This is a genomic window from Citrobacter sp. CF971 (assembly GCF_006385635.1).
Taxonomy (GTDB): Bacteria; Pseudomonadota; Gammaproteobacteria; order Enterobacterales; family Enterobacteriaceae; genus Citrobacter; species Citrobacter freundii.
Genome location: NZ_CP041051.1, coordinates 1,773,211 through 1,795,493 on the forward strand (window position 1 = coordinate 1,773,211; position 22,283 = coordinate 1,795,493).

Below are 22,283 nucleotides of genomic sequence, written 5' to 3' on the forward strand. Positions count from 1 at the left end.
TTGAATGCATAACGATAAAGATCTCTCTACGTGGCAGACGTTTCGCCGACTATGGCCAACCATAGCGCCTTTTAAATCGGGTCTGATCGTGGCGGGTATAGCGTTAGTCCTTAACGCGGCCAGCGATACCTTCATGTTATCGCTCCTTAAACCATTACTGGATGATGGTTTTGGTAAAACGGATCGTTCGGTGCTGCTGTGGATGCCGCTGGTGGTCATTGGGCTGATGATAGTTCGTGGCTTAACCAGTTATGTCTCCAGCTACTGTATCTCATGGGTGTCAGGCAAAGTGGTCATGACCATGCGTCGCCGCCTGTTTGGTCATATGATGGGCATGCCAGTCTCCTTTTTTGATAAACAGTCTACAGGTACGCTGTTGTCACGTATTACCTATGATTCAGAGCAGGTCGCGTCATCGTCTTCCGGCGCGCTGATCACCGTGGTACGTGAAGGGGCCTCAATCATTGGCCTGTTTATCATGATGTTCTATTACAGCTGGCAGCTGTCACTGATCCTGATTGTACTGGCGCCAATTGTGTCAGTGGCGATCCGTGTGGTTTCCAAGCGCTTTCGTAGCATCAGTAAAAACATGCAAAACACTATGGGGCAGGTTACGACCAGTGCGGAGCAGATGCTGAAAGGCCACAAAGAAGTTCTGATTTTTGGTGGTCAGGAAGTCGAAACCAAGCGCTTTGATAAGGTCAGCAACAAGATGCGTTTGCAGGGTATGAAGATGGTTTCCGCTTCTTCTATCTCCGATCCTATCATCCAGTTGATTGCGTCTCTGGCTCTGGCCTTCGTGTTATATGCGGCCAGCTTCCCAAGCGTAATGGAAAACCTGACGGCAGGGACAATTACGGTTGTCTTCTCCTCAATGATCGCGCTGATGCGTCCGTTGAAATCGCTGACCAACGTCAACGCGCAGTTCCAGCGCGGTATGGCGGCATGCCAGACCTTATTTACGATTCTGGATAGCGAACAGGAGAAAGATGAAGGTAAACGTGTTATCGAGCGTGCTACCGGCGATCTCGAGTTCCGCAACGTGACTTTCACCTATCCGGGACGTGAAGTACCGGCTCTGCGTAACATCAACCTGAATATTCCCGCGGGTAAAACCGTTGCTCTGGTTGGCCGTTCGGGCTCAGGAAAATCCACCATCGCCAGCCTGATTACGCGCTTCTACGATATTGATGAAGGGCAGATTCTGATGGACGGACACGATCTGCGCGAATATACCCTGGCATCCCTGCGCGATCAGGTTGCGTTGGTTTCGCAGAATGTGCACCTGTTTAACGATACGGTTGCCAACAACATCGCCTACGCGCGTACCGATATGTACAGTCGTGAGCAGATCGAAAAAGCGGCACAGATGGCCTACGCCATGGATTTCATCAACAAGATGGATAATGGTCTGGATACGGTGATTGGTGAAAACGGCGTCCTGCTTTCCGGCGGACAACGTCAGCGTATCGCTATCGCCCGTGCCTTGTTGCGTGACAGTCCAATTCTGATCCTTGATGAAGCAACATCAGCTCTTGATACCGAATCTGAACGTGCGATTCAGTCTGCGCTGGATGAGCTACAGAAAAACCGTACTTCTCTGGTCATTGCTCACCGTCTTTCAACCATTGAACAAGCCGACGAAATCATCGTGGTGGAGGATGGTCTGATTGTCGAACGCGGAACCCATAGCGACCTGATTGAGCAGCGCGGGGTCTATGCGCAATTACACAAAATGCAATTCGGTCAATGATCGCACGTATCTGGTCTGGTGAATCGCCGCTGTGGCGATTGTTACTTCCACTCTCCTGGCTTTATGGCCTGGTGAGTGGTGGGATCCGCCTATGCTACAAGCTTGGGCTGAAACGCGCTTGGCGCGCGCCAGTACCGGTTGTGGTGGTCGGAAACCTTACAGCCGGCGGCAATGGCAAAACACCAGTGGTGATTTGGCTGGTTGAACAACTGCAGCAACGCGGGATTCGCGTGGGCGTGGTGTCGCGTGGGTACGGCGGGAAAGCGGCCGCTTATCCGTTGTTATTGACCGCAGAGACCACTACCGCAGAAGCGGGTGATGAACCTGTGCTGATCGCCCAACGTACCGGCGTGCCGGTAGCGGTATCCCCGGTAAGATCGGATGCGGTAAAATCCATTTTGGCCCAACATGACGTGCAGATTATTGTGACCGATGATGGGCTACAGCACTATCGTCTGGCGCGAGATGTTGAAATCGTGGTTATTGACGGCGAACGTCGGTTTGGCAATGGCTGGTGGCTTCCCGCTGGTCCAATGCGGGAACGCGCAGGTCGTCTAAAATCGGTGGATGCGACTATTGTTAACGGTGGCGTTGCGCAACCAGGGGAAATCCCTATGCGACTTGAACCGGGGCTGGCCGTTAATTTACGTACAGGCGAACGCCGTGATGTAGCGCAATTGCCCAATATTGTCGCCATGGCGGGCATTGGTCACCCTCCGCGTTTTTTTGCCACGCTGAAAGCATGCGGTGCCAGCGTGCAAAAAAGCATTGCGCTGGCAGACCATCAGTCTCTGACCTACAGTGACGTCAGTGCGTTTGTAAACGCCGGGCAAACGCTGGTGATGACGGAAAAAGATGCGGTTAAGTGCCGGGCATTTGCCGATGAAAACTGGTGGTATTTACCTGTTGACGCACATTTGTCAGGCGATCGGCCTGACATGTTGCTGGATAGCTTAATCTCGCTGACTCGCTAACTGATTCACGCTGCGGCAGCGAATCATTTATGAGGCCATAGATGTCGTTGCCGCACCTTTCTCTGACGGATGCCCGTCATCTTCACCTTGCCGCTCAAGGTCTGCTGAAAAAAACACGCCGTCGGGCAACCCCGGCAGATATTCTCGCGACTATTTCGCGCATGTCGTTACTGCAAATCGATACCATCAATATTGTGGCGCGAAGTCCTTACCTGGTGCTGTTTAGTCGTTTAGGCGATTATTCACCCCAATGGCTGGACGACTCGTTACAGCAGGGCGAACTGATGGAATACTGGGCGCACGAGGCCTGCTTTTTGCCGCGCAGCGATTTTATGCTGATACGTCACCGCATGCTGGCCCCGGAGAATATGGGCTGGAAGTATAAAGTGGCGTGGATGAAAGAACATGCTCATGAAATTGAGCAACTGCTCCAGCACATCCAGCATAACGGACCGGTACGATCTGCTGATTTTGAGCATCCACGCAAGGGGAGCAGCGGCTGGTGGGAATGGAAACCGCAAAAGCGTCATCTTGAAGGGCTGTTCACTGCCGGGAAAGTGATGGTGGTGGAACGGCGTAATTTCCAGCGCGTGTATGATTTAACCCATCGCGTCATGCCACACTGGGACGATGAACGCGACCCACTTTCACAGGAAGATGCTGAAAGCGTCATGCTGGATAACAGCGCCCGCAGTCTGGGGATTTTCCGCGAACAATGGCTGGCAGACTACTATCGCCTGAAGCGCCCGGCGCTAAAAAACTGGTGCAACGAACGGGCGGAACAGCAACAGATTATTCCTGTCGACGTTGAAGGGCTGGGAACGCTGTGGCTGCATAGCCACCTTCAGCCGCTACTCGAACAGGCGCTGGCGGGCAAATTAACGGCGACCCACAGCGCAGTGTTATCGCCTTTTGATCCGGTGGTTTGGGATCGTAAACGGGCAGAGCAGCTATTCGATTTTAGCTACCGGCTGGAGTGTTACACGCCAGCACCAAAACGTCAGTACGGTTATTTCGTCTTGCCGTTGCTGCACCGCGGGCAGTTGGTTGGGCGAATGGATGCCAAAATGCACCGTAAAACGGGCGTGCTGGACGTGATTTCGCTGTGGTTACAGGATGGGGTTAAGCCTGGGGCGACTTTGCAAAAAGGATTGTTTCAGGCGATTGACGATTTTGCCCGCTGGCAACTGGCAACACGCGTGACGCTGGGACGTTATCCTGAAGGTTTATTTGCTGATGCACGCCATGGTTGGGAAATAGACCCAGCCCATTAAGCGATTATGTTAATATTTACGGATTCACAATCCGGTCCATCTGGAGGAACTATGGATCATCGTCTGCTTGAAATCATTGCCTGCCCGGTATGCAATGGCAAACTCTGGTTTAACCAGGAAAAACAGGAACTGATTTGTAAACTGGATAACCTTGCTTTCCCACTGCGTGATGGCATTCCTGTGTTACTGGAAACCGAAGCCCGCGTTCTGACTGCTGATGAGAGTAAATCATGAGTTTTGTGGTCATTATTCCTGCGCGTTATGCGTCCACTCGTCTGCCGGGCAAGCCGCTACTGGATATCAACGGCAAGCCTATGATCGTGCATGTCCTGGAGCGTGCGCGTGAATCTGGTGCTGAACGTATCATCGTGGCCACCGATCACGAGGATGTCGCTCGCGCGGTAGAAGCGGTGGGGGGGGAAGTGTGCATGACCCGCGCCGATCACCAGTCTGGTACGGAACGCCTGGCGGAAGTCGTCGAGAAATGTGGTTTTAGCGATGATACCGTTATTGTGAACGTACAGGGTGATGAGCCGATGATTCCGGCGGTCATTATTCGCCAGGTGGCTGAGAATCTGGCGCAACGTCAGGTCGGCATGGCGACTCTTGCGGCTCCGATTCACAGTGCGGAAGAGGCATTTAATCCGAATGCGGTAAAAGTCGTTTTGGACGCTGAAGGATATGCGCTCTATTTTTCACGCGCGACCATCCCATGGGATCGCGATCGTTTCGCCAAAAGTCTGGAAACGGTGGGGGACACCTTCCTGCGCCATCTGGGCATTTACGGCTATCGCGCCGGTTTTATTCGCCGCTATGTTAACTGGCAGCCTAGCCCGCTTGAGCATATCGAAATGCTGGAGCAGCTGCGAGTGCTGTGGTACGGCGAAAAAATTCACGTTGCCGTCGCAAAAGAAGTCCCGGGTACCGGCGTAGACACTACCGAAGATCTCGAGCGCGTTCGCGCCGAAATGCCTTAGTTTTTCTCACGGCACTCCCCCATATTGATGCGTATTTTTGGGAGGAGTGTCGTATCGTTGCGCTTTCCCTCAACTTTTCTTTTCATCAATTGATCTCATCCGGGTGACATCTGTCTGCCCGACGCTCATTATGAAAGCAGTAGCATTTATGAGGGCAATCTGAAATGGAACAGTTGCGTGCCGAACTCAGCCACCTGCTGGGCGAAAAACTCAGTCGTATAGAATGCGTGAATGAAAAAGTGGATACGGCCCTGTGGTCACTGTACGACAGCCAGGGAAATCCGATGCCGCTGATGGCGAGAAGTTTCACCACGCCAGGTATGGCGCAGCAACTGGCATGGAAAACCTCCATGTTAGCGCGCAGCGGTACGGTGCGTATGCCCGTCATTTACGGGGTCTTGACCCACGAAGAGCATCCCGGCCCCGATGTGTTACTGCTTGAGCGTTTACGGGGTGTGCCGGTGGAAGCGCCAGCCCGAACGCCCGAACGCTGGGAACATTTAAAAGATCAGATCGTAGAAGGTCTGCTGTCATGGCATCGGCAGGATAGCCGTGGCTGCGTGGGAATGGTGGATAACACGCAAGAGAATATCTGGCCATCCTGGTATCGCCAGCGTGTTGAGGTGTTGTGGACCACGTTAAATCAGTTCAACAATACTGGCTTGACGATGCAGGATAAGCGCATCCTGTTTCGTACCCGTGAGTGTTTACCCGCTTTATTTGAAGGATTCAATGATAACTGCGTACTAATCCACGGTAATTTCAGTTTACGTAGCATGCTCAAAGACGCCCGTAGCGATCAGCTACTGGCCATGGTGGGACCGGGGTTGATGCTGTGGGCACCCAGAGAGTATGAATTGTTCCGTTTAATGGATAACGCGCTGGCGGAAAGCCTGCTTTGGCAATACCTGCAACGCGCGCCCGTGGCGGAGTCCTTCATCTGGCGGCGCTGGCTGTATGTGTTATGGGATGAGGTGGCGCAACTGGTCAACACCGGACGTTTTAATCGCACCAACTTTGATCTGGCAACGAAATCACTGCTGCCGTGGCTCGCCTGACTATCCCGTTACGGCATTGCCGGATGGCGGCGTGAGCGCCTTATCCGGCCTACAATTCTGCGCTGAACGCCTGGGGCTGATAAGCCGCGTTAGCGTCGCCGTCAGGCAATATTTCTGTCAGTGCTCCGATCCCTTTAACCACTGCCAGATGCGACCCAATGTTTCGTAACCAACACGATCGCTATGCATCAACCAGACGGGAGAGGGGATCGCGCGCTCCCACGGATTTAGCGGTGAATCAATTGCTAACTGATTAGCCGGCGCGGGCAACGGGTGTAGTCCAGCTTGTTGGAAGAAAATCATTGCTCGTGGTAAGTGCGATGCGGAGGTCACCAGCAGGAACGGCGCGCTGCCGATGGCCTGCTTAACTGCTGCGGCTTCTTCTTCAGTATCTTTAGGTTTATCCAGCGTGATGATATCACCGGGTGGCACACCCAGTGACTGCGCTACGCGGGCTCCCGCTTCTGCAGTACTGACGTTATTGCTCTTTGCCGCAGCACCGGTAAAGATAAGCTTCGATCCCGGATTAGCACGCCAGAGGCGAATACCTTCATTCAGACGCGGAAGACTGTTGCTGATTAGGTTTGAACTTGGTGCCCACTGAGGATTCCAGGTATACCCTCCGCCCAGCACCACAATGTATTCCACTTTTTGTGTATCCTGCCAGGTTGGATAGCTGTCCTCAATCGGTTTCAGTAGGCTATCAGCGACGGGTTGCAAGCTAAGAAGTAACAGCGCCAGCCAACTCAGGCTAATGCACACTTTCCCTGTTTTTTGAAAGCGGCTAAACCAGAGCAGCGTCAGGCCTATACCCATGATAATGAGCATTAGCGGAAGTGGCAGCATCATACCGCCAATCACTTTCTTCAGCGTAAAAAGCATCCTTTTTGGTTCCTTTTTTAACCATACAGCAGGGGATCTGCAGCGATATTACACCAGGAAGGTTCATTCTCGGCGTGGGTGTGACAAAATAGCGGTTTTACTTAGTCACCCTAAAGCCAGCGTGTGGAGAGCCCGATGCGGGATCGCAATTTTGATGACATTGCAGAGAAGTTTTCCCGTAACATTTACGGCACCACTAAAGGTCAGCTTCGCCAGACGATCCTCTGGCAGGATCTGGACAAACTTCTTGCCGAATACGCGGGCCAGACATTGCGTGTGCTTGATGCGGGTGGCGGAGAAGGGCAGACAGCCATTCTGATGGCGCAGCGGGGCCATCACGTTACCTTGTGCGATCTTTCTGCTGAGATGGTGGCGCGAGCGCAACGGGCGGCAGAAGAGCAAGGTGTGAGCGACAACATGCATTTTATACATTGTGCCGCTCAGGACATCCCACAGCATTTGGATTCTCAGGTTGATCTGATATTGTTTCATGCTGTGCTGGAATGGGTGGCCGATCCACAAGCCGTCTTAAAAACATTGTGGTCGATGTTACGCCCGGGCGGTGCTTTATCGCTGATGTTCTACAATGCAAATGGCCTGTTGATGCGTAATGTGTTGGTCGGTAATTTCGGCTATGTACAGCAGGGAATGTATAAAAAGAAACGGCGCACGTTGTCTCCCGATTTCCCGCGCGACCCTCAGCAGGTCTATGGCTGGCTGGAGGAGATTGGCTGGGAGATAACCGGTAAAACGGGCGTGAGGGTGTTTCATGATTATCTGCGTGATAAACAAAAACAGCATGACTGTTTTGATGCTTTAACAGAAATAGAAACGCGCTATTGCCGCCAGGAACCGTATATCAGCCTTGGGCGCTATATTCATGTCACCGCGATTAAACGTCCGGCCCGAGCCGCAGATGCAAGGATAACCTATGAGTGAATTTTCCCAGACAGTCCCCGAACTGGTTGCCTGGGCCAGAAAAAATGACTTCTCCATCTCTCTGCCGGTAGACAGACTTTCGTTCCTGCTGGCGGTCGCCACATTGAACGGTGAGCGACTTGACGGTGAGATGAGTGAAGGTGAACTGGTGGATGCGTTCCGCCATGTGAGTGATGCGTTTGAGCAAACCAGCGAAACCATCGGCGTCCGCGCCAACAACGCGATCAACGACATGGTGCGTCAACGTCTGCTGAACCGCTTTACCAGCGAGCAGGCTGAAGGCAACGCCATTTACCGTTTAACGCCGCTCGGGATTGGCATCACAGATTACTATATTCGTCAGCGCGAGTTCTCTACGCTGCGTCTTTCCATGCAACTGTCGATTGTTGCAGGCGAACTGAAGCGCGCGGCGGATGCGGCAGCGGAAGGTGGCGATGAGTTCCACTGGCACCGCAACGTCTATGCGCCATTGAAATACTCGGTGGCGGAGATTTTCGACAGTATCGATCTGACCCAGCGCATCATGGATGAACAGCAGCAGCAGGTAAAAGACGACATCGCACAGTTGCTAAACAAAGACTGGCGGGCGGCGATTTCCAGCTGTGAACTGTTGCTTTCTGAAACGTCTGGTACGCTGCGTGAACTGCAGGATACGCTGGAAGCGGCGGGGGATAAGCTGCAGGCTAACCTGTTACGCATCCAGGACGCCACAATGACGCATGATGATTTGCATTTTGTTGATCGGCTGGTGTTTGATTTACAAAGCAAGCTCGACCGCATTATTAGCTGGGGTCAGCAGTCCATTGACTTGTGGATCGGCTACGATCGTCATGTGCATAAATTTATCCGTACCGCGATCGATATGGATAAAAACCGCGTCTTCGCCCAGCGTCTGCGTCAGTCCGTGCAGACCTACTTTGACGACCCATGGGCGCTGACCTATGCCAACGCCGATCGTCTGTTGGATATGCGTGACGAGGAGATGGTGCTGCGTGACGAAGAGGTCACCGGTGAACTTCCGGAAGATCTGGAATATGAAGAATTTAACGAGATCCGTGAACAACTGGCGGCGATCATCGAAGAACAGCTGGCTATCTACAAATCCAGACAAACACCACTGGATCTCGGTTTGGTAGTGCGCGAGTATCTGGCGCAATACCCACGTGCGCGTCATTTCGACGTCGCGCGTATTGTTATCGATCAGGCGGTACGCCTTGGCGTAGCGCAAGCAGACTTCACCGGACTGCCAGCCAAATGGCAGCCGATTAATGATTACGGAGCCAAGGTACAGGCGCATGTCATTGACAAATATTGAACAAGTGATGCCGGTAAAGCTGGCGCAGGCGCTGGCGAATCCGTTATTTCCGGCGCTGGATAGCGCCTTACGTTCGGGCCGCCATATCGGTCTGGATGAACTGGATAATCATGCCTTCCTGATGGATTTTCAGGAATATTTTGAAGAGTTTTACAGCCGCTATAACGTGGAATTGATCCGTGCGCCGGAAGGGTTCTTTTACCTTCGTCCGCGTTCAACGACGCTCATTCCGCGTTCGGTCCTGTCTGAACTGGACATGATGGTGGGTAAAATTCTTTGCTATCTCTATCTCAGCCCGGAACGCCTGGCGAACGAAGGGATTTTTACCCAGCAAGAGCTGTATGACGAGCTGTTAACGCTGGCGGATGAAGCCAAACTGCTGAAGCTGGTGAACAACCGTTCAACCGGTTCTGACGTTGACCGCCAGAAGCTACAGGAAAAAGTGCGTTCTTCGCTCAACCGTTTGCGCCGCTTAGGCATGGTGTGGTTTCTGGGCCACGACAGCAGCAAATTCCGTATTACAGAATCTGTCTTCCGCTTTGGCGCGGATGTGCGTAGCGGTGACGATCCGCGTGAAGCACAACGTCGCTTAATTCGTGATGGTGAAGCGATGGCGGTCGAGAACCGTCTGCAGCTCAACGATGAGCCCGAAGAGAATCAGCCGGACAGTGGAGAAGAAGAATAATGATTGAACGCGGTAAATTTCGCTCACTTACGCTGATTAACTGGAATGGTTTTTTTGCCCGTACGTTTGATCTCGATGAGCTGGTCACCACGCTGTCCGGTGGTAACGGTGCGGGTAAATCCACCACCATGGCGGCATTTGTTACGGCGCTCATTCCGGACTTAACCCTGCTGCATTTCCGTAACACCACCGAAGCTGGTGCAACCAGCGGTTCACGTGATAAAGGTCTGCACGGTAAGCTGAAAGCAGGGGTCTGTTACTCAATGCTCGACGTCCTCAACTCGCGTCATCAGCGCGTGGTCGTGGGTGTGCGTCTGCAACAGGTTGCGGGTCGTGATCGCAAAGTGGATATCAAACCGTTTGCCATTCAGGGGCTGCCGATGTCGGTACAGCCAACCCAACTGGTGACGGAAACGCTGAACGAACGCCAGGCGCGCGTACTGTCTCTACCTGAGCTGAAAGAGAAGCTTGATGAGATGGAAGGTGTGCAGTTTAAGCAGTTCAACTCAATAACCGATTATCATTCGCTGATGTTCGATCTGGGCATCATTGCCCGTCGTCTGCGCTCCGCGTCTGATCGTAGTAAATTCTACCGTTTGATTGAAGCCTCGCTGTACGGCGGGATCTCCAGCGCCATTACCCGTTCACTGCGTGACTACCTGCTGCCGGAAAACGGCGGCGTCCGTAAAGCGTTCCAGGATATGGAAGCCGCGCTGCGTGAAAACCGCATGACGCTTGAAGCGATTCGCGTAACCCAGTCTGACCGCGACCTGTTTAAGCATTTGATCAGCGAAGCGACCAACTATGTGGCTGCGGATTATATGCGCCATGCCAACGAACGTCGTATCCATCTGGATAAAGCACTGGAATATCGTCGTGAACTGTATACCTCACGTAAGCAGCTGGCGGCAGAGCAGTACAAGCACGTGGATATGGCGCGTGAACTGGGCGAGCATAACGGCGCCGAAGGCGATCTGGAAGCCGATTATCAGGCCGCGAGCGATCACCTGAATCTGGTGCAAACCGCGCTGCGTCAGCAGGAAAAAATTGAACGCTACGAAGCGGATCTCGAAGAACTGCAGATCCGTCTTGAAGAACAAAATGAGGTGGTTGCGGAAGCCGTTGACCGCCAGGATGAAAACGAAGCCCGCGCGGAAGCCGCCGAACTGGAAGTGGATGAGCTGAAAAGCCAGCTTGCCGATTACCAGCAGGCGCTGGACGTCCAGCAGACGCGAGCCATCCAGTATACCCAGGCGATTCAGGCCCTAAATCGGGCGAAAGAGCTCTGCCACCTACCGGATCTGACAGCCGACAGCGCCGCCGAATGGCTGGAGACTTTCCAGGCCAAAGAGCAGGAAGCCACTGAAAAACTGCTAACGCTTGAACAAAAAATGAGCGTGGCGCAAACCGCGCATAGCCAGTTCGAACAGGCTTATCAGCTGGTGGCGGCTATCAACGGCCCGCTGGCACGTAGTGAAGCCTGGAGCGTGGCGCGTGAATTGCTGCGTGAAGGCGTTGAACAGCGCCACCTGGCGGAACAGGTTCAGCCATTGCGTATGCGACTGAGCGAACTGGAGCAGCGTCTGCGCGAACAGCAGGATGCCGAGCGTCTGCTGGCCGAATTCTGCAAGCGTCAGGGTAAACAGTTTGATATCGATGAGCTGGAAGCGCTGCACCAGGAACTGGAAGCGCGCATCGCCGCCTTGTCGGACAGCGTCTCGTCTGCCAGCGAACAGCGTATGACGCTGCGTCAGGAACAGGAACAGCTACAATCCCGTATTCAGCATTTGATGAAGCGGGCACCTGTCTGGCTGGCTGCGCAAAATAGCCTGAATCAGCTTAGCGAGCAGTGTGGCGAAGAGTTTACCTCCAGCCAGGATGTGACCGAGTATCTGCAACAATTGCTGGAGCGCGAGCGTGAGGCCATTGTTGAGCGTGATGAAGTCGGTGCACGTAAAAATGCGGTTGATGAAGAGATTGAACGTTTAAGTCAGCCGGGCGGTGCGGAAGATCAGCGTCTGAACGCGCTGGCTGAACGCTTTGGCGGCGTGCTGCTGTCAGAAATTTATGATGACGTTAGCCTTGAAGATGCCCCGTACTTCTCTGCGCTGTACGGTCCTTCGCGCCATGCCATCGTGGTACCAGATCTATCACTAATTACCGAACAGCTTGAAGGGCTGACGGATTGCCCGGAAGATCTCTATTTCATCGAAGGGGATCCGCAGTCGTTTGATGATAGCGTCTTCAGCGTTGATGAACTGGAAAATGCGGTGGTGGTGAAAACCGCCGAGCGTCAATGGCGTTATTCCCGCTTCCCGAAGGTGCCTATTTTTGGTCGTGCCGCGCGCGAAAGCCGTATCGAAACCCTGCATGCCGAGCGTGAAGGGCTGTCTGAACGTTTCGCCACGCTCTCCTTTGATGTACAGAAAACCCAGCGTCTGCATCAGGCGTTCAGCCGCTTTATCGGCAGCCATCTGTCGGTGGCGTTTGAAGCCGATCCAGAAGCGGAAATTCGCCAACTGAATAGCCGTCGCGTTGAACTGGAACGTGCGCTGACCAATCATGAAAATGATAATCAGCAAAGCCGTATGCAGTTTGAACAGGCGAAAGAGGGCGTCTCCGCGCTGAACCGCCTGCTGCCTCGCTTGAATCTGCTGGCGGATGACACGCTGGCCGATCGCGTGGACGAAATTCGCGAGCGTCTGGATGAAGCTCAGGAAGCCGCGCGTTTTGTACAGCAACATGGCAATCAGTTAGCGAAACTGGAACCTATCGTTTCAGTTCTGCAAAATGACCCTGAGCAGTTTGAACAACTGAAGGAAGACTATACGTATTCCCAGCAGATGCAGCGCGACGCACGTCAGCAGGCTTTTGCGCTGACTGAAGTCGTACAGCGTCGGGCGCACTTTAGTTATTCCGACTCAGCCGAAATGCTGAGCGGTAATAGCGATCTGAACGAAAAATTGCGTGAACGCCTGGAACAGGCGGAAGCCGAACGTACCCGCGCTCGTGAGGCGCTGCGCAGTCATGCTGCACAGTTAAGCCAGTACAACCAGGTCATGGCATCGCTAAAAAGCTCTTATGACACCAAAAAAGAGCTGCTTAACGATTTACAACGTGAACTGCAGGATATTGGCGTTCGTGCGGACAGTGGTGCCGAAGAGCGCGCGCGTATCCGTCGTGACGAACTGCATGCGCAGCTCAGCAACAACCGTGCACGCCGTAACCAACTTGAAAAAGCACTGACCTTCTGCGAAGCGGAGATGGAAAACCTGACCCGCAGACTGCGCAAGCTGGAACGTGATTATCATGAAATGCGTGAGCAGGTAGTCACCGCCAAAGCCGGCTGGTGTGCAGTCATGCGGATGGTGAAAGATAACGGTGTGGAACGTCGTCTGCACCGTCGCGAGTTGGCCTATCTTTCCGGTGACGAACTGCGTTCGATGTCGGATAAGGCGCTCGGTGCGCTACGTCTGGCGGTTGCGGATAACGAACACCTGCGCGATGTGTTGCGTATGTCTGAAGATCCAAAACGCCCAGAGCGCAAAATCCAGTTCTTCGTCGCGGTTTACCAGCATCTGCGTGAACGTATTCGCCAGGATATTATCCGTACCGACGATCCGGTTGAAGCCATCGAACAGATGGAGATTGAGCTGAGCCGTCTGACGGAAGAGCTAACCTCTCGTGAACAGAAACTGGCGATCAGCTCACGCAGCGTGGCGAACATTATTCGTAAGACCATTCAGCGTGAACAGAACCGTATTCGCATGCTGAACCAGGGGCTGCAAAGTGTGTCGTTTGGCCAGGTTAACAGCGTTCGCCTGAACGTCAATGTGCGTGAAACGCATGCTACCTTGCTGGACGTACTTTCAGAGCAGCATGAGCAGCATCAGGATCTGTTTAACAGCAATCGTCTGACCTTCTCTGAAGCGCTGGCGAAGCTGTATCAACGTCTGAATCCGCAGATTGACATGGGACAGCGTACGCCGCAAACCATAGGTGAAGAGCTGTTGGACTACCGTAACTATCTGGAGATGGAAGTTGAGGTAAACCGAGGTTCTGACGGCTGGCTGCGTGCTGAATCTGGCGCGCTGTCAACGGGTGAAGCGATCGGGACCGGGATGTCTATTCTGGTGATGGTGGTGCAAAGCTGGGAAGATGAAGGTCGCAGATTGCGCGGGAAAGACATCTCTCCTTGCCGCCTGCTGTTCCTTGATGAAGCAGCACGACTCGATGCGCGTTCTATTGCGACTCTGTTTGAGCTGTGTGAGCGTTTGCAGATGCAGCTGATTATCGCTGCGCCGGAAAACATCAGCCCAGAGAAAGGCACGACCTACAAACTGGTGCGTAAAGTCTTCCAGAACACCGAGCACGTTCATGTGGTGGGGCTGCGCGGATTTGCGCCTCAGTTACCGGAACCACTGCCGGGGACTGAAGATGCCTCCTCGCAGGCAAGCTAAATAGAAAGGCGGTCATTTGACCGCCTTTCTTCTTTTCCGAAAAGTCTCAATTGCAGGTGCAATTTCTTTTAACTTCTTTACATTATACCAGGTAAAACATTGGCGAAGTTTATATACTGAAGATAAGCCTGACGGGTATGCAGGCTTACTCGTCATACTTCAGTTGTATTGGCGTCTACAGGCGTTGCACACCCGATTTATGGTGCCTGGCTATAGAGTATGATAAAGAAAACAGGGGGCAAGGGATGTTGCTTAATAAAATGTGTGGTCGTCGGCTGTCGGCAATCAGTTTGTGCCTGGCCGTAACATTCGCTCCACTGTTCAATGCGCAGGCCGATGAGCCTGAAATGATCCCTGGCGATAGCTCCGCGAGCGTCAGTGAACAGCCAACAGCATTATCGCAGCCGCAGGTACAATCTTCCGCGACGGCTATTATGGCGGGGATTCAACCGTTACCGCAGGGCGTGTCAGTTGATCAAGCCCGCGCCGAATTACAATCTCAACTTCCAGCGGGCTTCACGCCAGTGTATATGAGCCAGCTGGAATTGCTGTATGCCGCACGTGAAATGAAGCCGATGTGGGAAAATCGTGATGCGGTAAAGGCCTTTCAACAACAGTTGGCCGAGGTCGCGATTGCTGGCTTTCAGCCGCAGTTTACTACCTGGGTTGCACTTCTGACTGATCCGGCAGTGTCCGGCCAGGCGCGAGATATCGTGCTCTCTGATGCGATGTTGGGATACCTGCACTTTATTGCTAATATCCCTGTCAAAGGTAATCGCTGGCTTTATAGCGATAAGCCCTATGCGCTAACAACGCCGCCGATTTCTGTCATCAACCAGTGGCAGGTCGCACTGGATAACGGTCAACTAACTTCGTTTGTTGCCAGCCTGGCGCCTCAGCATCCGCAGTACGCCGCAATGCATGAATCACTACTCAAGCTGGTGAGCGATACGCGGCCCTGGCCTCAGCTCACCAGTACCGCGACGCTGCGTCCGGGAGAGTGGAGTAACGACATCCCCGCGCTGCGTGAAATTTTGCGCCGTACGGGAATGCTGGAGTCCACCGTCAGTACATCTGCTAAAGAAGGACGTAGCGCTTACGATCGTGAACTTGTCGATGCGGTAAAGCGTTTTCAGACGTGGCAAGGGCTTGGGGCTGATGGCGCGATTGGCCCTGCCACGCGTGACTGGCTGAACGTAACGCCTGCTCAGCGTGCGGGCGTGCTGGCGTTAAATATTCAGCGCTTGCGCCTGCTGCCGAGTGAGCTGTCTACCGGTATCATGGTGAACATTCCTGCCTATTCGCTGGTTTATTATCAGAATGGAAATCAGGTGCTGGCCTCGCGCGTTATTGTCGGGCGTCCAGATCGCAAAACGCCGATGATGAGTAGTGCGCTGAATAACGTGGTCGTTAACCCACCGTGGAACGTTCCACCGACGCTGGCCCGAAAAGATATTCTGCCTAAGTTATGGAATGATCCGGGATATCTTGAACGTCACGGCTATACCGTGATGCGCGGTTGGAACAGTAAAGAGACGATAGATCCGTGGCAGGTTGACTGGGCCACCATCACTGCGTCCAATCTGCCGTTCCGCTTTCAGCAGGCTCCGGGCGCACGCAACTCGCTCGGACGCTATAAATTCAATATGCCGAGTTCGGACGCTATTTATCTGCACGATACGCCGAACCACAATCTGTTCCAGAAAGATACGCGGGCGTTAAGTTCCGGCTGTGTGCGTGTGAATAAGGCATCTGAGCTGGCGAATATGCTGCTACAGGACGCGGGTTGGAATGATACCCGCATCTCGGATGCCCTGAAGCAAGGGGATACGCGGTACGTGAATATTCGCCAGAATATTCCGGTCAACCTCTACTATCTGACCGCATTTGTTGGCCCGGATGGTCGCACGCAGTATCGTACAGATATTTACAATTACGATCTGACAGCGCGATCCAGCGCACAAATTGTGTCAAAAGCCGAGCAATTAATCAGATAAATGAAGCAGTTCGAGGAAAATGATTGTCGTAAGTTATGCTGGAAACGGGGCAAAATGGCTGTGAGCCCCGTATTTCCTGGGGTTGGGAGCCTTGACGTGGACTACTTAGCCAGATAAGGTTTCCCGCGTGCGCTAGAGCATACATACGATAACATTGACCTTGTAGACCTTAATACCATGGACAAATTTGACGCTAATCGCCGCAAACTGCTGGCGCTTGGTGGTATTGCCCTCGGCGCTGCCATCCTGCCTACGCCTGCGTTTGCAACACTCTCTACCCCACGTCCGCGTATATTGACTCTGAATAACCTGCATACCGGTGAGTCAATAAAAGCAGAGTTTTTTGATGGCAGGGGCTATATTCAGGACGAATTAGCAAAACTTAACCACTTTTTCCGTGATTTTCGGGCCAATAAAGTGAAATCCATTGACCCCGGACTGTTTGATCAACTCTTCCGTCTGCAGGGCCTGCTGGGTACGCGTAAACCCGTACAGCTGATCTCCGGTTATCGTTCCGTCGATACCAATAATGAACTACGTGCGCGCAGTCGCGGTGTGGCCAAGAAAAGCTACCACACCAAAGGCCAGGCCATGGATTTCCATATTGAAGGCATCGCATTAAGTAATATTCGCAAAGCTGCGTTATCTATGCGCGCAGGTGGTGTAGGATACTACCCCAGCAGTAACTTTGTGCATATCGACACCGGCCCTGCACGGCACTGGTGATCCATAAGCTTAATGAAACAGGAGCTGTATGAACTATCGTATTATTCCGGTCACTGCATTCGCCCAGAACTGCTCGCTAATCTGGTGTGAGCAGACTCGTCTGGCCGCGTTGGTCGATCCCGGCGGCGATGCCGAGAAAATCAAACAGGAAGTGGATGCCAGCGGTCTGACGCTAATGCAGATCCTGCTTACTCACGGTCATCTTGATCATGTTGGGGCGGCAGCTGAACTGGCACAGCATTATGGTGTACCGGTTATTGGTCCGGAAAAAGAAGATGAGTTCTGGCTACAGGGGCTCCCTGCGCAGAGCCGCATGTTTGGCCTGGGCGATTGTGAGCCGCTGACGCCCGATCGCTGGCTGAACGAAGGTGATCGGGTCAGCGTTGGCAACGTGACGTTGCAGGTGTTGCATTGTCCGGGTCATACACCGGGACATGTGGTCTTCTTTGATGAGCAATCAAAGTTACTGATTTCGGGTGACGTGATTTTCAAAGGTGGCGTAGGGCGCAGCGATTTTCCGCGCGGAGATCACAGCCAACTGATCGATTCGATTAAACGTAAACTGTTGCCGCTGGGCGATGACGTGACGTTTATTCCGGGTCACGGCCCACTTTCTACGCTGGGTAACGAACGGCTTCATAACCCGTTCCTGCAGGACGAAATGCCTGTCTGGTAATACCGCAGATAAATAAAAAGGCCGCTATTGCGGCCTTTTTTGTACGCGATAGATTACAGTACTGCGACAATCGCTTCGCACAGCGGTGCCATGTTATCTGGCGTCATTCCAGCTACGTTTACACGTCCGGAAGCGACAGCGTAGACACCAAACTCTTCACGCAGACGCAGAACCTGCTCTTTTGTCAGGCCGCTGAATGAGAACATGCCGTTCTGTTTGATGATAAAGCTGAAGTCGCGGTTCGCACCTTTCTCCTGCAGCGTATTCACGAACAGTAAACGCATGCGCTGAATGCGTTGGCGCATATCGGTCAGTTCCTGTTCCCAGATGGCACGCAGCGCTTCATTGCTCAGAATCGTGGCAACTACGGATGCGCCGTGTGCTGGCGGGTTGGAATAGTTAGCGCGAATGGCTGATTTCATCTGACTAAACGCACGGTCGACGGTTTCAGCATCAGCAGCAACCAGCGTACAGGCACCCACGCGCTCATTGTACAGACCAAAGTTCTTGGAGTAGGAACTGGCAACGATCAGCTCTTTGTGCAGCGCGGCGAATGCGCGCAGACCTTCTGCATCTTCTTCCAGACCGCGGGCAAAGCCCTGGTATGCGAAGTCAAATAGCGGTAACCATCCTTTCTCGACAGAAAGCTGAGCCAGCGTTTGCCACTGCTCAAGCGTAGGATCGATACCGGTTGGGTTATGACAGCAGCCGTGGAACAGTACCACATCGCCAGCCTGAGCTTCGCTGAGGCTGGCCAGCAGCGCATCAAAGTCTAATGAGTGGTTCGCCGCATCGTAATAGTTGTATTCACGAACTTCCAGACCGGCAGAGTTAAAGACGCTCTTATGGTTCGGCCAGCTTGGGTTGCTCACCCATACGCGTTTAGCCGACGTATTTCTTGCGAGAAAATCAGCTGCCACGCGCAGTGCGCCAGTGCCGCCAGGGGTCTGTGCCGTACGTGCGCGTTTATCGTTGATAAGCGAACTCGTTTTACCAAACAGTAATTCCTGAGTGCAACGACCAAACTCTGGAATACCGTCAATGCCAAGATAGTTTTTGGTGGTTTCATTTTCCAGTATATATTGCTCGGCTTTTTTAACGCTGGTCAGCACCGGCGTTTTGCCTGTCTCATCTTTATATACACCGATCCCGAGGTTTATTTTTCCAGGGCGGTCATCGGCACGAAACAAATCAGCCAGACCCAAAATGGGGTCGGCAGGAGCGGCGGTAATGTTCTCAAACATGACGAGGTTCCATAGTGATTACAGAAGGGAAGTCCGCTATCAGGTTAACGGTAGATTTACAAAATGCCAACCGTTACTGACGAAAAGCTGAGGTGTTTTTTTAAGACGCAAGAATTCGCTAGCAGATATAAAAAAACAGGACCGAAGTCCTGTTTTTAAGGCATTTAACAAAGAGGTCTGCTATTAGAACTGGTAAACGATACCGAGTGCTACGGTGTCGTCAGAGTTCACACCCAGTTTGTTGTCAGAATCGATCTGGTTGATCTGGTAGTCAACATAGGTGGACATGTTTTTGTTGAAGTAGTAGGTTGCGCCTACTTCAATGTAGTTCACCAGATCTTCGTTGCCTACACCTTCTACGTCTTTCGCTTTAGATTTGTTGTAGGAGATGGACGGGCGCAGACCGAAATCGAACTGGTACTGAGCGACAACAAAGAAATCTTGCGTTTTGTTGGCGAAGCCGCTGGTGGTCACGCCATTCTGGGTAGTGGAGAGGCGGGTTGCGTTACGGGTTTCACCGTAGTTCGCTGCCAGGTAGATGTTGTTAGCATCGTACTTCAGGCCGGTTGCCCACTGCTCAGCTTTTTTGCCACCGTTAGCGTAGAAAGAGTTTTCCTGCGCGTTGGTACGGTCAGCTGCACCGTAAGCACCAACGATACCGAAGCCATCCATTTCGTAGCTTACAGAACCGCCAACGCCGTCGCCGTTAGAACGGCCGGTATTGCCATCACGCTCGTTTTTACCCAGATACTGGATACCGAAGTTCAGGCCGTCAACCAGACCGAAGAAGTTAGAGTTACGGTAGGTCGCAACACCACCTACACGGCCAACGAAGAAGTTGTCGCTGTACGCAGTATCACCACCAAATTCTGGCAGCATATCGGTGTAACCCAGGGCATCGTAAACGATACCGTAGTTACGACCGTAGTCGAAAGAGCCCAGATCGGCATATTTCAGACCAGCAAATGCCAGACGGGTTTTGTTACCGTTCTGAGCGTCGCTGCCGCCTTCAGAGTTGTTACCGGCAAAGTTGTATTCCCACTGACCGTAACCGGACAGATCGGAATTAATCTAAGTTTCCCCTTTGAAACCAAGACGGGCATAAGTCTGATCGCCATCGTTGCCAGCGTTATCAGAAAAATAGTGCAGACCTACGGTTTTACCGTATACATCCAGCTTGTTACCATCTTTGTTGTAAACTTCTGCAGCGTTAGCTGCCCCGGCTACCAGCAGAGCAGGGATAACCACTGCCAGAATATTGCGCTTCATCATTATTTATTACCCTCATCGGTTTTTATATGACACCTGCCACTGCCGCCAATAAATTCCGTCAATGAAAATTTACGGAACTATTGATGAGAGTTTGGTGTCTTTATGTGTCTGACAGGCATCTTTCCATTCAAACTACCGTTTCGCTACCGTCAAAGTGCTACAAATATAAAGATTTGGTTTCAAAAAGAAAAAATGTGTAACAAAATGTTATTTTTGTGCAACTTTGTGAACAGCGTCAAACTTCGGATACCCTTGAGCTGAAAATTCTCGTTTTTATTTCTATTTATATGATTTTCTTATATTTAATTTTGCTAAGGTTATTTTTTCTCCGTAATACCGGAAAGTTTGGATTTTACAGATAACGATTTTTGGACGTCTGGAGTGCCGTGCGAAAGGCTAAAAAATGTACTATTTAATCAGAAAATGCTAATCCACAATAAAATTACTGGTTATTTTTTGTGCAAATGTATTGCGATGAAATATTACGTAACAGGTGGAGGGGATTGAATGGTTGTGTTTAACGTGAGATGGGTATCCAGATAACATGAAAAGGGTATAAAAAAGGCCAGCAATGCTGGCCTTTGAAACAATAACGCACGTTTAGAAGGTGGCGTTACGCGGAGTACGCGGGAACGGAATAACATCACGGACGTTTTGCACACCGGTGACGTAAGCGATCAGACGCTCGAAGCCCAATCCGAAGCCGGAATGCGGAACGGTACCGTAGCGACGCAGGTCGCGATACCACCAGTAATCCTCTTTGTTCAGACCCATTTCCAGCATACGGGCATCCAGCACGTCCAGACGCTCTTCACGCTGAGAACCACCGATGATTTCGCCGATTCCAGGAGCCAGAACGTCCATTGCAGCAACAGTTTTACCGTCTTCGTTAAGGCGCATATAAAACGCTTTGATATCTTTCGGGTAGTTTTTCACCACCACCGGCGCTTTAAAGTGCTCTTCAGCAAGATAACGTTCATGCTCGGAAGACAGATCCACACCCCAGTAAACCGGGTTTTCAAACTGTTTGCCGCATTTTTCCAGAATGCTTACCGCGTCGGTGTAATCCACCTGCGCGAAGTCAGCGTCAATGAAACGTTCCAGGCGTGAAATCGCGTCCTTGTCGACACGTTCAGCGAAGAATTTCATATCATCCGCACGCTCTGCCAGTACGGCTTTGAACGCGTATTTCAGCATCGCTTCAGCCAGGCCTGCAACATCGTTCAGGTCAGCGAACGCCACTTCTGGTTCCAGCATCCAGAACTCTGCCAGGTGACGACTGGTGTTAGAGTTTTCTGCACGGAACGTCGGGCCAAAGGTATAAATTTTGGACAGAGCGCAGGCGTAGGTTTCACCGTTCAACTGACCGGAAACGGTCAGGAACGCTTCCTTACCAAAGAAGTCTTTATCGAAATCGACTTTACCCTGATCGTTACGCGGCAGGTTTTCCAGATCCAGTGTAGAAACACGGAACATTTCACCGGCACCTTCCGTATCGGAAGCGGTGATCAGCGGAGTCGATACCCAAAAGAAACCCTGCTCGTGGAAGAAGCGATGCAGCGCTTGCGCCAGCGTATGACGTACGCGCGCTACCGCACCAATCATATTGGTGCGCGGACGCATATGCGCCACTTCACGCAGATACTCGATGCTGTGACGCTTAGCCGCCATTGGGTAGGTATCAGGATCTTCAACCCAGCCCGCGACTTCAACTTCAGTGGCCTGAATTTCAAAGCTCTGTCCTTGTCCAGGTGATGCAACGACTTTACCCGTTACGATAACTGAACAACCCGTCGTCAGGCGCAGTACGTCCTGATTGTAATTGGGCAGAGAATTATTGATGACGGCCTGTACAGGATCAAAGCAGGAACCGTCATAAACGGCGAGGAAGGAGATGCCAGCTTTTGAATCTCGGCGGGTACGCACCCATCCGCGCACGGTGACTTCGCTGTCAACGGCTACGCGGCCCTGGAGTACGTCGGCTACAGGCACAACGCTCATAATATTCTCTCTGTTAATAGTCGGATATATAAACACATGTCCACCCATAA

General features: G+C 52.3%; 16 protein-coding genes and 1 pseudogene. 13 read left to right on the forward strand and 4 right to left on the reverse strand.

Annotation, left to right across the window (positions count from 1 at the left end; all coding sequences use genetic code 11):
- Positions 1–4 precede the first annotated feature (4 nt).
- The 6 genes from msbA to E6P06_RS11920 all read left to right on the forward strand — a co-directional run bounded on the left by msbA (position 5) and on the right by E6P06_RS11920 (position 6,036).
- Positions 5–1,753 carry a lipid A ABC transporter ATP-binding protein/permease MsbA gene (msbA, locus tag E6P06_RS11895; RefSeq protein ID WP_003035784.1) on the forward strand — a complete coding sequence of 583 codons (1,749 nt, stop codon included), beginning with the start codon at positions 5–7 and terminating at the stop codon, positions 1,751–1,753.
- Positions 1,750–2,727 (forward strand): tetraacyldisaccharide 4'-kinase, encoded by a 978-nt coding sequence (gene lpxK / locus E6P06_RS11900; protein ID WP_044701579.1) that lies wholly within the window; start codon positions 1,750–1,752, stop codon positions 2,725–2,727. Before msbA ends, lpxK begins: the two co-directional genes overlap by 4 nt.
- A gap of 41 nt (positions 2,728–2,768) precedes the next feature.
- A complete protein-coding gene (locus tag E6P06_RS11905) occupies positions 2,769–4,001 on the forward strand; it encodes a winged helix-turn-helix domain-containing protein (protein ID WP_139935265.1) in 1,233 nt (410 codons plus the stop codon).
- A gap of 51 nt (positions 4,002–4,052) precedes the next feature.
- Positions 4,053–4,235: a protein YcaR gene (gene ycaR / locus E6P06_RS11910; RefSeq protein ID WP_003035793.1), complete on the forward strand. Its 183-nt coding sequence runs from the start codon at positions 4,053–4,055 to the stop codon at positions 4,233–4,235.
- Positions 4,232–4,978, forward strand: coding sequence for a 3-deoxy-manno-octulosonate cytidylyltransferase (gene kdsB, locus E6P06_RS11915; protein WP_003035796.1), 747 nt, complete (start codon positions 4,232–4,234; stop codon positions 4,976–4,978). Before ycaR ends, kdsB begins: the two co-directional genes overlap by 4 nt.
- Before the next feature lie 164 nt (positions 4,979–5,142).
- A complete protein-coding gene (locus E6P06_RS11920; RefSeq protein ID WP_003035798.1) occupies positions 5,143–6,036 on the forward strand; it encodes a YcbJ family phosphotransferase in 894 nt (297 codons plus the stop codon).
- 117 nt (positions 6,037–6,153) lie between these two features.
- On the opposite strand, the gene elyC is transcribed toward E6P06_RS11920, so the two are convergent.
- The gene (gene elyC / locus E6P06_RS11925) at positions 6,154–6,918 is read right to left on the reverse strand and encodes an envelope biogenesis factor ElyC (RefSeq protein WP_139935266.1); all 765 of its coding nucleotides are present in this window, start codon (positions 6,916–6,918) and stop codon (positions 6,154–6,156) included.
- A 135-nt stretch (positions 6,919–7,053) separates the two neighbouring features.
- Between elyC and cmoM the strand changes: the two genes are divergently transcribed.
- The 7 genes from cmoM (at position 7,054) to E6P06_RS11960 (ending at position 17,716) form a co-directional block, all read left to right on the forward strand.
- On the forward strand, positions 7,054–7,857 hold the full coding sequence (cmoM, locus tag E6P06_RS11930; RefSeq protein WP_003846990.1) for a tRNA uridine 5-oxyacetic acid(34) methyltransferase CmoM: 804 nt from the start codon (positions 7,054–7,056) through the stop codon (positions 7,855–7,857).
- Complete coding sequence (gene mukF / locus E6P06_RS11935; protein WP_003836877.1) at positions 7,850–9,172, forward strand: chromosome partition protein MukF; 1,323 nt, start codon at positions 7,850–7,852, stop codon at positions 9,170–9,172. The genes cmoM and mukF overlap by 8 nt, the downstream gene beginning before the upstream one ends.
- Positions 9,153–9,857 carry a chromosome partition protein MukE gene (gene mukE / locus E6P06_RS11940; protein ID WP_003035809.1) on the forward strand — a complete coding sequence of 235 codons (705 nt, stop codon included), beginning with the start codon at positions 9,153–9,155 and terminating at the stop codon, positions 9,855–9,857. Before mukF ends, mukE begins: the two co-directional genes overlap by 20 nt.
- Positions 9,857–14,317 carry a chromosome partition protein MukB gene (gene mukB / locus E6P06_RS11945; protein WP_003846984.1) on the forward strand — a complete coding sequence of 1,487 codons (4,461 nt, stop codon included), beginning with the start codon at positions 9,857–9,859 and terminating at the stop codon, positions 14,315–14,317. The genes mukE and mukB overlap by 1 nt, the downstream gene beginning before the upstream one ends.
- Before the next feature lie 245 nt (positions 14,318–14,562).
- Complete coding sequence (gene ldtD, locus E6P06_RS11950) at positions 14,563–16,314, forward strand: L,D-transpeptidase (protein WP_003846982.1); 1,752 nt, start codon at positions 14,563–14,565, stop codon at positions 16,312–16,314.
- A gap of 177 nt (positions 16,315–16,491) precedes the next feature.
- Positions 16,492–17,040 (forward strand): YcbK family protein, encoded by a 549-nt coding sequence (locus E6P06_RS11955; protein WP_003035820.1) that lies wholly within the window; start codon positions 16,492–16,494, stop codon positions 17,038–17,040.
- 28 nt (positions 17,041–17,068) lie between these two features.
- Positions 17,069–17,716, forward strand: coding sequence for an MBL fold metallo-hydrolase (locus E6P06_RS11960; protein WP_003035823.1), 648 nt, complete (start codon positions 17,069–17,071; stop codon positions 17,714–17,716).
- 53 nt (positions 17,717–17,769) lie between these two features.
- Here the strand turns inward: E6P06_RS11960 and aspC are convergent, their stop codons facing one another.
- From aspC to asnS, 3 genes and pseudogenes are all read right to left on the reverse strand, one after another.
- Positions 17,770–18,960 (reverse strand): aspartate transaminase, encoded by a 1,191-nt coding sequence (gene aspC, locus E6P06_RS11965; RefSeq protein ID WP_044712521.1) that lies wholly within the window; start codon positions 18,958–18,960, stop codon positions 17,770–17,772.
- Positions 18,961–19,143: 183 nt separating this feature from the next.
- A pseudogene (gene ompF, locus E6P06_RS11970) lies at positions 19,144–20,232 on the reverse strand (porin OmpF).
- Positions 20,233–20,832: 600 nt separating this feature from the next.
- The gene (asnS, locus tag E6P06_RS11975; RefSeq protein ID WP_003035832.1) at positions 20,833–22,233 is read right to left on the reverse strand and encodes an asparagine--tRNA ligase; all 1,401 of its coding nucleotides are present in this window, start codon (positions 22,231–22,233) and stop codon (positions 20,833–20,835) included.
- Positions 22,234–22,283 lie beyond the last annotated feature (50 nt).